The organism is Alkalibacillus aidingensis, assembly GCF_014595945.1.
GTDB classification, from domain to species: domain Bacteria; phylum Bacillota; class Bacilli; order Bacillales; family Alkalibacillaceae; genus Alkalibacillus; species Alkalibacillus aidingensis.
Genome location: NZ_JABXWU010000013.1, coordinates 21239 through 34917, shown reverse-complemented (window position 1 = coordinate 34917; position 13679 = coordinate 21239). Strand labels below are relative to the sequence as shown.

Here is a 13679-nt window from a genome sequence, read left to right as displayed (position 1 = left end):
TTTTTCATGGCTTATTTTTGACTAGTTGGATCTTTAGTGTTAAGGATACGTGGTCTTCTCTTGTTATAAGGAATAGGCGAGCGTACGAGCATTAAGAAAAAGTCTCTCGGACTAAATGGGATAAAAGGCCATAGGTAAGGGACATTTAATGTTTTCGTTCTGACTAGTAATAAGAACCATAAGAAGATGGCGATTAAAAACCCAGTCACACCAAAAGATGCAGCAATAATTAAGAAAATAAGGCGAAATACACGGTTAGCTAAACCTAATTCATAACTAGGTGTTGCATAATTACCAATAATGGCAGCAGCTAAGTATAAGATCACTTCATGGTTAAATAACCCTACTTCTACTGCTATCTCTCCAATTAAAATGGCTGCAACTAAACCAAGAGCTGTTGCAAGTGCACTAGGTGTGTGGATGGCAGCCATTCTCAACATTTCAACGCCTATTTCAGCTATGAGAAATTGGAGGAATATCGGAACCTCACCGGGTTCTTCAATCCCGATAAAAGCAAAACTGTCACCTAAAAGGTCTTGATTGGTAGCAAATAAATACCATACAGGTAGTAAGAATAAAGCAACTAGGATCGCGATAAAGCGAATCCAACGTAGAAAAGCACCAATGATAGGAGTTTGCCGGTATTCTTCAGCATGTTGTAGATGATGCCAAAACGTTGTTGGTAAAATCATAGCACTTGGCGAACCATCTACCATAATAATAATGTGTCCTTCCATTAAATGAACGGCGGAGCTATCTCCACGTTCTGTGTAACGGACTAATGGATAGGGGTTCAAGCTTTTACCAAATAAGTATTCCTCTAAAGTCTTTTCACCCATAGAAAGACCATCAACTTCAATATTCTCGATTTCTTTTTTGATTCTCTTAACTAACTCGGGGTCAGCAATACTGTCGATATATGAAATGACAATATCCTTCTTGGCCCGACTTCCGACTTGCATATAATCCATAATTAAAGAACGGTCGCGTACATGTCGGCGAATCAGTGACGCGTTAAAGACGAGCGTTTCCACAAATCCATCTCGTGGACCACGAACAACACGTTCTAAATCAGGCTCTTGTGGTGAGCGAGCAGGATATTCTCTAGCATCAACAAGAATGGCTTCCGTACAACCCTCAACAATTAAAGCTGCTTGTCCAGCTAAGACTTGGCCAATTACTTCTTCTAAGTCTTCAGAAGTTTCAACCTCCTGGTGGGGGATGATCACCTCAGTTAGTGTCTTGATAGGATCATCAGCAAATCCATCTGCCTCAAGGTGTTTAAGGCCCTTCAAGGATTGGATCATAGCCATATCGTTAGCAAATCCATCGACAAAGAACATGCCAATTTTCCGGCCGTCATGTTCAAGTTTATGATGGATCACATCAAAGCTGTCATCTATACGAAGCTCTTTTTGTAAATAATCAATATTTTGTTGAAATTTTTTAGATAGAGGGACTTGGTTACCAGGTTTACCCATACACTATATCTTCCTCTCTATGTAAATGGCTTTCGTACGCCTTATTATTAATAAAATAGAAGAAGTTATGCGAGTGTATATGTAGTTACCTAAATGATCGCTATAAAAAATGACTCCGGTATTCACCCGAAGTCATTTAACTATTTATCTGATTGATTTTAACGCTTTAGCCCAATTATTAACTTGATAAAGCATTTGATTAACGTTGTCAGTGTGTAAATCCTGTGGTTTGAATTGAGTGAAATTATCAAAATCTGTAAATAATGATAGTGCAGGATTAGCACGAACATCTGCAATCATTAGTTCACCTAAAATTCCTCGTAAGTGTTCAGCTGCTCGAACGCCACCAGTAGAACCGTAACTGACTATTCCTGCCACCTTGTTATTCCATGCTTCACGTGCTAAGTCTAATGCATTCTTTAATGAACCTGATAGGCTGTGATTATATTCTTGCACGATGAAGATAAAACCATCCAGTTCAGAAAGTTTGGCATTCCAGTGAGTAATACCTTCTGTTTCATCTTCACCTAGTAATGGTAAGTTATAGTCAGCTATATCAACAATTTCATAATTGGCATCTCCACGTTGATCAGCGATTTCCTTAATCCATTTTCCAACTTGAGGGCTAACGCGCCCCTCACGAGTACTTCCTAGAATAATTCCGATGTTTAGTTGTTCAGTCATTTCAAATTCCCCCTTAGATGTTTGTTTGAATAGTTTTGTAAAGAATCCCATTGTGATGTTCTCCCCTTAATTACTTCTCTTTTTAAACCTTGAGATAAATGTCATTTCCTGAAGGATCAGTCGTAATCAAGCCTTCATTTTCTTCTCTGACAGATGCGCCAACTTTTTCTAAATTAGCTACAACTTCAATTCTCGATTCATGACTAGGTAGAACGATTGAAAAATGGTCAAGACCAACACTATTTTTGGATGGTGACGGTGCACCAACACCATTCCAAGTATTTAAGCCAATGTGGTGATGGTATTGATTTGAAGAAATAAAGAGTGCTTGAGATCCAAACCGGCAAACGACATCAAAACCTAGACCTTTGGAATAAAATTCTTCCGTTTTCTCTAAATCTGATACATGTAAATGAATATGTCCCATCACTGTTTCGGGAGGAAGCCCTTGCCACAATTCATTTTCCTTCTTGCTAGAAAGAACACCTCTAAAGTTTAGAGGATCTACAGTCATAGCTACCTCACCATTGTTCCATTCCCATTCTGAAGGGTCGCGGTCGATATAGACCTCAATCCCATTACCATCGGGATCTGATAAATAAATCGCTTCACTCACTAGATGATCTGAGGCACCAATTTGAATATTATGGTCAATAAAGTGAGTCAAGATATTAGCTAAATCAGAACGGTTAGGTAAAAGAATGGCAAAATGGTATAAACCGGTTGTTCTTCTTTGTTTGGGTTTAACGTTTTCTGGCTGCTCAATCGTAAGTAAAGTTGTTTTGCCATCAGCTGTCAATTTAGCAGATGTATCTGTCGTTTCTAATATTTGAAAACCAATTACTTCTTGATAAAAACGAAGGGAACGCTGTAAGTCGCTTACTTTAATTTTTACATGGTCTACATAAGTAGTTGGCTTAGTGTGAAAGTTGTTCATGTTAACCCTCCTTTCCTTACACACTTACATTATGTAAGTAACTATACATTAGTAATTTATGTGTGTCAATTATTAGGTTTTATACTTGATCAGAGTTTTTGAACACCGTGGTCAGTTCATTAAAAAAAGCATGTGATTTCGATTCGAAATCACATGCTTTATAGTTAGCTTATTACTTAAAATCCACCTTGCATCATCATATCCGTCATCATTTGATCTAGTTCATCGAAGTCCATGATGTCTGCGTTTTCTGGATCAAGTGTGAACTCAACATCACCATTCATGTTGCTGTAGGTAGTATCAACGATGAAAGCCATGTCCATTGACTCACCAGCATCTTCAATATTAAAGTCGATTGTGAAAGTTTGTCTCGTTAATTCATCACCATCAACTTCAACGGCAACATCGAATTGGTTGATTGTTAATACTTCGAATAACTCGTCAAATCCTTCATCAAGATCCTCATTAATCATGTCAAGCTCTTCAGGTGTTAGTAAATCACTAAACTCATTAAAGAACTCTTCGATTAATGTACGGACATCATTTTCACCGAAAGAAACGATGTACTCATCATCTTCACCTCTAGTGAAGTCTGCATCATCTTTATTTTCTAAAAGCTCAGTGAGCATTTGTTGCATACGCTCTTCTAACTCAGCCTGATCAAATTCTTGCGCTTGTGGGTCAACTTCTTCGATGTCAATTTCAATTAATTTCCCTTTAGCTTCCTCTGGAATAGGGAATAACATCCCAAGGTTGTCTACTAAGCTGTCTGTTTCAATATACATTTTCTCATTGGCAAGGTCTTGTAAGAATGGAACCTCAACATTAATGGTTAAAGGAGCCATTTGACCTTCAAAATAGATAACAGCTTCTTGTAATTCTTTATTAGCATCATATGTCTGGTCAAAGCTTAATTCAATATCATTGATCATCTGTAAATATGGCTCAACAAATGGATCATTAATATCTAAACTAAAATCAAAATCTACATCAGAAGCAGCTTTATAACTTTCTGCCTCTAGTACTGATTCAAACGCATCTACTACGACTTCTTTGTCGCTTCTCTGGTCGCCACATGCTGCAATTAATAATGAACCAACTAGCAGCATGACTAGCAATAAATTCTTACGCATTCATATTCCCCTCCCTAAATAATTACAAATCAATCATACCATATAGTACAAGTTTATGGTGCAATTGTTTTCAAAAATGTCTAAGTGTCAATTTTTGATAATTAATTATTGGGAAGAGAAAAGATAACTGTTTTACCTTTATCATATCGGTTTGATCAAAACTTATGTAGAAATCACAACAGGAAGAATTTGTGTAGGAATTTAATGGGATAAGTCGTTCCTTGTATAATTTCAACCTCTGGGTAAAAGCTAAACTTTGAAAGGGGTGAAGTTTAGTGGAAAATGCTATTCGCAATTTAATGAGTGATAATGTGATCTCTGTTTCACCACAGCAAACTGTTAAAGAAGCAGCAGCCTTAATGGAGCAAAATGACATTGGTGCAATACCAGTTGTTGAAAATGGTCAAGTAAGAGGGATTATTACAGACAGAGATATTACTCTACGTGCGACTGCACACGGGCAAGATGGAAACTGCCCAATTAACCAGTGCATGAGTAGTCAATTGTTAACGGCTGAGTCAAGTATGGATGTGCACGAAGCTGCAGCGCTCATGGCACAAAACCAAGTGCGTCGTTTACCAGTTGTTGAAAATGGCCAGCTAGTTGGTATGCTGTCAATTGGTGACTTAGCACAGCAAAATATTTACCGTAACGAAGCTGGTGATGCTTTATCCAATATTTCGATCCCAAATTTTCAGCAAAATATGGTACAACAGCAAAACATGCAGCAACAAAATACACAACAAGGTAATAACCCTCAAAGTTTTCAATAATAAAATCGCCCAAAGTCACTCATGCTGACTTTGGGCGATTTTTGTATTATCAACATTTCATATGCAGTTGAAGATAGATTATAACTCAAATTCAATATGATCGTGCAATTCTTCATTTTCAATGTGAACTGTTACAAAGTAATCATCATCAGGGTTTTGGTCAAAGTTGGCTTGATAGGTGCCAGGTTCAGCCTCAACAGCCGAAAGCCACTGACGTTCATCAGAGGTTGCTTCTGTCCAAATTTCAAAAGTGATATCGGCAGCCTTTAGCATTTTTCCTTTATACGTAATGGCAGCCTGTATATGATTTTGTTCATCTGATTCCACCACTGAAAAATCAACGTTTAATTCTCCGATTGTTTGATTGTGTATCTCATGACTTTCTTCATGAGAAGGATTGTCTACTTGAGTAGCCTCTGTGTCGACATCCCCCACGACCAAATCATGGCTAGGCATGGTATGTTGATCCCTAGCAGTTACGTGTGAGACAACATAATATGTCCCATCCTCTTCAAAAACATAACTTGCTTCATACACCCCATCTCCGGTTAGTGATCCTTCAATCATCTCACTAGCATCTCTCTCGCCATCTTGCCAAACCTCAAATGTGACTTCGCTAGCATCATTAACTGGCGCGTCATCATGAATAACTTGTACTGAAAGGGTTGTTTCACCAGTATCGATTTGATCTTCCATTAATATATCAACTTCAATGGGAGTTAGTGCGTCTGCTTCTGTTGTTTCCTCTTCCTCAGCCCCACAGGCTGTCATAGCAAATAAAGAAGAAACGACTAGAGCTAATATGACTTTTCTCATAAACATTCAACTCCTTCTAACGACATTATTTCCAATTTAATAACACCTTATCATGTTTGTGGAAATAGTGGCTTAAATAAGTTTGAATGTTTTTCGAAAGTTGACTTTATCAGAATAGTCTAGGACAAGTTGTGACATTTGTCATATAACACTTGTGACGATCATGACTGTGAAGAGGTGATCAAACCACTTAAGATAGGAAGGGAATAAAAGTAGAGGTGATGGTATGGCTAATCGAAAACTAAGTGAGTTAAGAAAGAAAATTAAACCTTTTGAAGATGCTGATACAAGAGCAAGTTCTAGGCAGTTACTGAATACAGTCATCCCTTTCTTAGTGCTTTGGTTTTTGGCCTATCAAAGCTTATCCATTTCGGTCTGGTTAACGGTCTTGTTATCTGTAGTGGCAGCTGGATTTGTCATTAGAGTATTTATCATTTTTCATGATTGTTGTCATGGGTCTTTTTTCAAAAATCGGAAGTTAAACCATTTGGTAGGTACGATCACGGGGGTAATCACCATGTTCCCTTATCAGAAGTGGAAGCGTGAACATGCTATTCACCATGCAACGAGTAGTAATTTGAACAAGCGTGGCACTGGAGATGTATGGATCATGACGGTAGATGAGTACATTAATTCATCACCGTTGAAAAGATTGCAATATCGGCTCTATCGTAACCCTCTCATTATGTTCGGATTGGGGCCTATGTATTTATTTTTGGTAACTAATCGCATGAACCGTAAAGATGCCAAAAAGCAAGAACGATGGAATACGTATTTAACCAACTTATCGATTGTCGGATTGTCTTTATGTCTAATTTGGTTAGTTGGATTTTACGCATTTTTTATCATTCAATTTACCATCTTGATTGTCAGTGGTTCTTTAGGGATTTGGTTATTTTATGTGCAGCATCAGTTTGAAGATTCTTATTTTGAAGATGAATCAGATTGGGATTATGTGAAGGCTGCCATTGATGGTAGTTCCTATTATAAGCTGCCACGAGTGTTACAGTGGATCACAGGTAATATCGGATACCATCATGTCCATCACTTAAGCCCTAAAGTCCCGAACTATCACTTAGAAACGGTTCACGAACAAACACCTCCACTCCAAGAGGCAACGACGATTACGATTAAATCAAGCTTAAAGTCAATTAATTTTAGGTTATATGATGAAGAGAAGAAAACGTTTGTCAGTTTTCATTCAATCAAACATTTGCTTAAAGATCACCAACCCATTAATGAATAAATAGGTAAAGCCATCCTTAATAGGGGTGGCTTTATTTTGTTTAAATCATCAATTAGACGATTTCTATCGGATTTTACTGCATTCAGGTTGATCACAATGACATTTAGCTCGATAGCCAATCACTTACTGCGCACCTTTCACCAAACCAAGTTACAACTATTATAGGAAAAGAGCTTGAAGGAAAAGAATGTTATAATAGAGAAATCAGAATAGAATGGTGGGTTCATGTTTGAAACAAAATTGGTTTAACCTTATACCTAGAAATTTAAGTTTAAATATATATGTTTGGATTATTTTTAGTTTTTTACCGTTTTATTTCATTTTTCGATCTAATGCTTTTGTCGAAGTTGTGTTAGGTATTGTCTTGATTTTAACTTTTTTCCTTGCTTACCGACTTTCAATTTTTTCTAATGGATGGTCGATTTATTTATGGGTCTCCATAAAAATGTTTATTAGTATCGGTATGGCTTTGTTTTATGGATACGTTTATATGTCGTTGTTCTTAGCATATTTTATCGGGAATATTCAGCGTAAGGCAGGTTTTCTAACGCTTTATATTATCCATCTGGTGACGACGCTTATTGCTGTTTATGGTAGCTTTTATACCCAAACGGAGTTATTTTTTACACAGCTTCCGTTTATCGTGATTACGATTATTGGGGTTATTTTGCTCCCTTTTAACACGTATAATCGCATCAAACGTCAAAAGCTTGAAGGTGAATTAGAATCTGCAAATGAGAAGATTTCACAATTAATGATTTTTGAGGAGCGACAACGAATTGCTCGTGACCTTCACGATACGCTTGGTCAAAAGCTTTCATTGATCGGATTAAAAAGTGACCTAGCAGGTAGGCTCATCGAAGATAATCCCAATCAAGCAGCTAAAGAAATGCAAGAGGTTAATCAGACTGCTCGTACGGCTTTAAAAGAGGTAAGGGAAATGGTCTCAGAAATGCGTGGCGTTCGATTAGAAGAAGAGCTTAAACACGTGCGACAAATCTTAGAAGCTGCTCAGATCGCCTATGAAATAGAGGGATCTAGTAGATTGACACAGACTTCACCGGTTATTGAAAATGTCGCAAGCATGTGTTTAAAAGAAGCAGTCAATAATGTCGTCAAGCATAGTGAGGCAACTCATTGTTGGATTGAAATTGATGAAATGAAAGATGAGTTGAAACTAGCCGTGACCGATAATGGTATCGGTCGTAAAGGTCAAGGTGAGAAATCTAATGAGCATGGTATTCGTGGAATGCGTGAACGCCTTGAATTTGTGAATGGTCGCCTATCAATTATAGACCAAGATGGTATTAGGGTAGTGATTACGATACCGAAAACCATTCAACAAAGTGGAAAGGAGGCAGTTGAGTGATTCGAATAGTCATAGCAGAGGACCAGGGGATGCTATTAGGTGCATTAGGGTCTTTATTAGACTTAGAAGATGACATGGAAGTAGTGGGAAAAGCTAGGAACGGTGAGGAAGCCATAGATTTAGTCAAGCGCCATCAACCAGACATTTGCTTGATGGATATCGAAATGCCTGTAAAAAGTGGCTTAGAAGCTGCCGAAGAACTTGTTGAAGAAGATTGCAAGATCATTATTTTAACAACATTCGCACGGCCAGGTTATTTTGAAAAGGCAAGACAAGCAGGCGTTTACGGCTATCTATTAAAGGATAGTCCAAGTGAAGAGCTGGCGAGTTCAATTCGAAAGATTATGAATGGTAGACGAGTTTACGACCCTGAATTAATTGACATTGCCTATGAGGAAGTTAATCCTCTTACAGAAAGAGAGAATCAAGTTGCTGCTTTAATAGCAGAAGGAAAAAGTACTAAGGAAATCGCTAAAGAATTATATTTGACCCATGGTACCGTTCGAAACTATATATCGATTATTTTCGATAAGCTTGAAGTCAGTAATCGAATTGAAGCAATCTCTAAGCTTAAAGAAAAAGGGTGGTTGTCAACATGAAGCGTATTCGTGATTATGGGATCAACATTGGAACAACTGTAACAGGGAAACGTAATCAAATAACCGATGTTCCAGGAGTAAAAGTTGGACATTCAACTCTAATGAATGGTGATATACAAACTGGTGTGACAGCTATTGTTCCAGGTAGTGGCAACCTGTTCCAGAATAAGATGGTGGCAGCTAGTCATGTGTTTAATGGTTTTGGTAAATCAACGGGTCTTGTTCAAATTAATGAGCTAGGCACGGTAGAAACACCGATTTTGTTGACCAATACGTTAGGGGTAGGGACTTGTCAGGAAGCGTTAGTAGAATACATGTTGGATCAAGACTCGTCTATTGGTGTAACGACAGGTACAGTCAATCCTGTGGTTGGTGAATGTAATGATATGGTACTTAATGATATTCGAAAGTTATCGGTTCAAAAGAAACATGCTAGAGAAGCAATTGATCATGCGAAAGGTAAGGTGGAGGAAGGTAGTGTTGGTGCAGGTCGGGGAATGAAGTGCTTTGGATTAAAAGGTGGTATTGGTACATCATCCCGTCAGTTAGCTTTTCCCTATGATACCTACCATATTGGTGTTTTAGTGTTATCGAACTTTGGTCAGCTTAATGAGTTTCGCTTAAATGGAATTAAAGTCGGCGAAAGGCTAGGAGAATTGACTAGAGTTTATGGACAGGAAGCTGATAGAGGTTCAATTATGATGGTTGTTGCAACTGATTTACCCGTAACGTCTAGTCAATTAGAGAGGATGATCAAGCGAACAGGAAATGGTTTAAGCCGAACTGGGTCGTTTATGGGAAATGGTAGTGGAGATGTGGTCATTGGCTTTTCAACTGCTAATCGTGTACCCCATCAAAAGAATGAACGTCTACAGACAATAAAAACAATTCATGAACAAGATATAGATCAAGCATTTCAAGCAGTAACAGATGCAACAGAAGAGGCTATTTTAAATTCCATGATAACAGCAGAGACAGTTACCGGTAGAAATGGTTACACCCTTTATTCATTAAATCAATACATAGATCACCTTCTCTAATGGGAGAGTGACTTTGTGGGAAAAGAGCGTAGGCCAGCTAATGAATTAGAGAAAAAGCGTCAATTAAACTTTTGGGATTGGTTGTTTCTTGTCGGGGATATCCTTTTATATTTACCACGGTTAATCTATACGTTAATCCGTAGTATGTTTTAGTCGTCATAAATGGGAGGTACATGGATGCGATATTTGGATGAATTGCAGAAGTTAGATGCATTGGGACAAAAGGAATTAATCGACCGAGGAGAGGTTACTGCTGAAGAAGTCACAGCTTATTATATCGACCAAATTAATCAGCTAAACCCGAAAATAAATGCCGTTGTACATACGATGTTTGAAGAAGCTTATGAAAATGTAGAGAATTATAGTCGCAAGAACCATCCCCTCTGTGGGTTACCTTTCTTAATTAAAGATCTAAATCCAGTCGCAGGTCATCCGTTTACGAATGGGTCGAGGCTTCAACAGCATGTGATTGCCGAACAGGATGATGTGTTGGTGTCACGTTACCGTGATGTGGGGCTTAACTTCCTAGGGAAAACCAATACACCAGAGTTTGGTTTTTTACCAACAACAGAGCCGGAACTATTTGGAGCGACACGAAATCCCTGGGACTTAACACGATCGCCGGGTGGCTCAAGTGGTGGTGCGGCAGCAGCAGTTGCTTCTGGTATGATTCCATTTGCTCATGCCAGTGATGGTGGTGGGTCGATTAGGATTCCTGCCTCGTGTTGTGGCTTGTTCGGATTCAAGCCTTCACGTGGCCAGTTACCGATATCACCGTATGTTAATCAAATTTCAATTAATCATGCGATTACTAGGTCAGTTCGGGATAGTGCAATCTTATTGGATGCTGTGCGTGGGGGGCTATCAACAGAGCTCTATCCGACTTTCAGGAGTTCCTCTAGCTTTTTAGAAGTGGTCAATTCATCTAACCAAGGTAAATTAAGAATAGCTGCCACATCTGATTGGAATGGACAAGCACAAATTGATCAAGAGACGCGTCAGGCTTTTGATGAGACGGTAAACTTGTTGCAAAGGTTAGGGCATGATGTTGACGTGCATTCACCTAATATTAACTTTGAACTTTTTGCCGAACAATTTATTAAAGTGTGGGTGGCATCAGGTTCTGTGGTGATCAAACATCTAGGGGCGATGGCAGGTGTGCAACCATCAGAGCAAAATCTTGAGCCACTTTCTCATCAGGTGTACCGACAAGGAAGTGGTATGACAGCCTTAGAATATGAAGAAGCTAGGGTGATTTTGCAGATCGAATCACAGAAGTTCCTTTCCTTATTTGAGCAGTACGATGTGTTATTAACACCAGTAATCAATAAGCTTCCAGTGAAAATTGGTGAACATAAACAGTCGCAGCCTGATGCTTTAATGAAAAATTTCGTAGACTATTGTAGCTTTACTCCAATCGCTAATGTTACTGGCCAACCAGCTATGAGTGTTCCAGTATATTGGACGGAAAGTGGTGTGCCGATTGGCATGCAGTTGTCGGCTAACGTTGGCGATGATGCACGCTTATTTAAATTGGCAACCCAAATTGAGCAAGCTAAACCGTGGTTTGACCGATATCAACAGATACAGTTTTAGATTTGGTAATAAAAATAGAACCCGCCTAATGCTTATAAAGCTTAGACGGGTTTTCTATATTAATCTAGTGTTGGATGGCTTCGTATGACTGGACTAACCCGTGCCCATATTGATGTGAGGCACCAAGTTCATCAGCCGTATCTTGGAGAAGTTCACGTAATTCGACATTTGATAATTCAGGCTTTTCCGCCCATACTTGTGCAGCTACTCCAGCAACGTGTGGAGATGCCATGGATGTTCCATTGTAAGTATCATAACTATCACCAGGTACAGAACTTAGGACATCGACACCAGGTGCCGATAATTCAACGTCTGGACCAGTACTAGAGAAAGTCGCGCGTTGGTTATTTTCATCAACAGCAGCTACTGCAATAGCAGAGTCATATTTTGCCGGGTAACCTACCGAATCATTATTTCCACCACGATTACCATCATTTCCAGCAGCAGCTACAACAAGGACTCCTTCTTCATATGCTAGGTCGGTATATTCTTCTAGAATGCTAGAGCTTTGTGAGCCACCTAAGCTCATATTAATAATATCCATGTCGTTTTGGATCGACCATTCAATACCCTCTGCAATTCCTGCATAAGATCCACTTCCGCTATTGTCTAGAACTTTTACAGCATAGACACTAGCATCAGGAGCTACTCCCACAACACCTAAGTCATTGTCTAAAGCAGCAACTGTACCAGCAACGTGTGTACCATGACCATTTTCATCGTAATAAGGGTCACTATTTTCTGCATCATCAAAAACTGAATGGCCTCCAGCAACGTCTAAATCTTCATGACTAGCATCAATACCAGTGTCTAATACCGCAACATTTACACCTTCACCGGTATAGCCTTCATCCCGGGAATCTGTTCCTTCAACATGTGGGATACCCCATGGTTCGGTTTGACTAAAAGCTTGCGCATCGGCATTTTCCTCGACGTGCTGGATTTGAGGATGGTTATCTAAACCTTCTGCCTGCCCCTCAGTCAGATTAATATGGTAAACAGGGAGTAAATCGTAATCACGCAAAATATCCTCATCATCAACTCCAAAGGCGTTAAGTAAACCTTTCTGTGCAGGACCATCAAACATAACTAAATAATCCTCTTTGCTTTCATCTTCTGCTGCTGCAGATATTCCTGTCGAGATTGGAGCGACCAATAAAGCAATTATCCCAAGTGTTGCTAATAACTTTTTCATCAACATCCTCCTCTTAACAATTTAAAATAATTAATACATTATGCCGATCTTGTGGTTAAAAAGGGATGAATTCTACTGCAATTGCACCTCCTACATTTGGAATTGTTAAAATATTAGCACATTAAAAGGAGGAGGTTAATAGTCTAATAGATTGAAAAATATTGAGTGGACTTTTGTATTTATGAAAAAGTCCTCATTCGAACAAACTATATTTTTTCATAAATTTTGAAAATTACTTGAGGCATATAAATGACTTTAAATGACGGCTAGAAAGTCGGTGTACTGGTTTTATGAGGAGTGATTATTTAATAACATTTTTAGCTTTTCTTGGAATTTTTCACGGTCTTCTTGAGTGAATGCTTTCGGTCCCTTTGTTTTTTGACCGCTTTTTCGAGCTTTGGCGTTTAAATAACGCGACTGAAGAAGTTGGTCAATATTCTCATTTGTATAGGCGAACCCCTTGTGGTGTATAACCGTACAGCCTTTTGGTAGGGCTAAGGAAGCTAAACCATAATCTTGGGTAATGACTAAGTCCCCTCCTTGACATAACTGCATAATCTTATAATCAGCTGCCTCTGCCCCTGTATCGACATAGATCGTTTTGACACCGTCTTGTTCATCACTAGGTGAGAAATGAGAGAAGCTTTTAACTAAAACAACTGGGATATGACGTAGTTTAGCTTCTTTAATAACGATATCTGTAACTGGACAAGCATCTGCATCGACGTATATGTTCATATTTAAACTCCTTATTCTTGTAGTCATTAAGTTCTGAATTATATGTACAATGACTGACTTCGTTGGTAAATT

General features: G+C 38.7%; 14 protein-coding genes. 7 read left to right on the top strand and 7 right to left on the bottom strand.

Annotation, left to right across the window (positions count from 1 at the left end):
* Nucleotides 1-11 precede the first annotated feature (11 nt).
* From HWQ49_RS13550 to HWQ49_RS13535, 4 genes are all read right to left on the bottom strand, one after another.
* Nucleotides 12-1481: a spore germination protein gene (locus HWQ49_RS13550; RefSeq protein ID WP_188208172.1), complete on the bottom strand. Its 1470-nt coding sequence runs from the start codon at nucleotides 1479-1481 to the stop codon at nucleotides 12-14.
* Nucleotides 1482-1625: 144 nt separating this feature from the next.
* Nucleotides 1626-2216 (bottom strand): NADPH-dependent FMN reductase, encoded by a 591-nt coding sequence (locus HWQ49_RS13545; RefSeq protein WP_188208171.1) that lies wholly within the window; start codon nucleotides 2214-2216, stop codon nucleotides 1626-1628.
* Nucleotides 2217-2247: 31 nt separating this feature from the next.
* A complete protein-coding gene (locus HWQ49_RS13540; protein ID WP_188208170.1) occupies nucleotides 2248-3102 on the bottom strand; it encodes a VOC family protein in 855 nt (284 codons plus the stop codon).
* Between the two features lie 176 nt (nucleotides 3103-3278).
* Nucleotides 3279-4235, bottom strand: coding sequence for a hypothetical protein (locus HWQ49_RS13535; RefSeq protein ID WP_188208169.1), 957 nt, complete (start codon nucleotides 4233-4235; stop codon nucleotides 3279-3281).
* A 275-nt stretch (nucleotides 4236-4510) separates the two neighbouring features.
* Between HWQ49_RS13535 and HWQ49_RS13530 the strand changes: the two genes are divergently transcribed.
* Nucleotides 4511-5008, top strand: a complete 498-nt coding sequence (locus tag HWQ49_RS13530) for a CBS domain-containing protein (protein WP_188208168.1) — start codon at nucleotides 4511-4513, stop codon at nucleotides 5006-5008.
* A gap of 78 nt (nucleotides 5009-5086) precedes the next feature.
* Here the strand turns inward: HWQ49_RS13530 and HWQ49_RS13525 are convergent, their stop codons facing one another.
* Nucleotides 5087-5824 carry a FixH family protein gene (locus tag HWQ49_RS13525; RefSeq protein ID WP_188208167.1) on the bottom strand — a complete coding sequence of 246 codons (738 nt, stop codon included), beginning with the start codon at nucleotides 5822-5824 and terminating at the stop codon, nucleotides 5087-5089.
* Between the two features lie 226 nt (nucleotides 5825-6050).
* On the opposite strand from HWQ49_RS13525, the gene HWQ49_RS13520 reads away from it, so the two are divergent.
* The 6 genes from HWQ49_RS13520 to HWQ49_RS13495 all read left to right on the top strand — a co-directional run bounded on the left by HWQ49_RS13520 (nucleotide 6051) and on the right by HWQ49_RS13495 (nucleotide 11674).
* On the top strand, nucleotides 6051-7070 hold the full coding sequence (locus HWQ49_RS13520) for a fatty acid desaturase (protein WP_188208166.1): 1020 nt from the start codon (nucleotides 6051-6053) through the stop codon (nucleotides 7068-7070).
* A 229-nt stretch (nucleotides 7071-7299) separates the two neighbouring features.
* A complete protein-coding gene (locus tag HWQ49_RS13515; protein ID WP_223155193.1) occupies nucleotides 7300-8439 on the top strand; it encodes a sensor histidine kinase in 1140 nt (379 codons plus the stop codon).
* A complete protein-coding gene (locus tag HWQ49_RS13510) occupies nucleotides 8436-9038 on the top strand; it encodes a response regulator transcription factor (protein ID WP_188208164.1) in 603 nt (200 codons plus the stop codon). Before HWQ49_RS13515 ends, HWQ49_RS13510 begins: the two co-directional genes overlap by 4 nt.
* Nucleotides 9035-10078: a DmpA family aminopeptidase gene (locus tag HWQ49_RS13505; protein WP_188208163.1), complete on the top strand. Its 1044-nt coding sequence runs from the start codon at nucleotides 9035-9037 to the stop codon at nucleotides 10076-10078. Before HWQ49_RS13510 ends, HWQ49_RS13505 begins: the two co-directional genes overlap by 4 nt.
* A gap of 15 nt (nucleotides 10079-10093) precedes the next feature.
* Nucleotides 10094-10231, top strand: coding sequence for a hypothetical protein (locus HWQ49_RS13500; protein WP_188208162.1), 138 nt, complete (start codon nucleotides 10094-10096; stop codon nucleotides 10229-10231).
* Between the two features lie 24 nt (nucleotides 10232-10255).
* Complete coding sequence (locus HWQ49_RS13495) at nucleotides 10256-11674, top strand: amidase (protein ID WP_188208161.1); 1419 nt, start codon at nucleotides 10256-10258, stop codon at nucleotides 11672-11674.
* A gap of 64 nt (nucleotides 11675-11738) precedes the next feature.
* Here HWQ49_RS13495 and HWQ49_RS13490 read toward each other — a convergent pair whose 3' ends face one another.
* Entirely contained in the window at nucleotides 11739-12869 is a 1131-nt protein-coding gene (locus HWQ49_RS13490; RefSeq protein ID WP_188208160.1) for a S8 family peptidase, read from the bottom strand.
* Between the two features lie 288 nt (nucleotides 12870-13157).
* On the bottom strand, nucleotides 13158-13607 hold the full coding sequence (locus tag HWQ49_RS13485) for a YaiI/YqxD family protein (RefSeq protein WP_188208159.1): 450 nt from the start codon (nucleotides 13605-13607) through the stop codon (nucleotides 13158-13160).
* Between the last annotated feature and the right edge of the window lie 72 nt (nucleotides 13608-13679).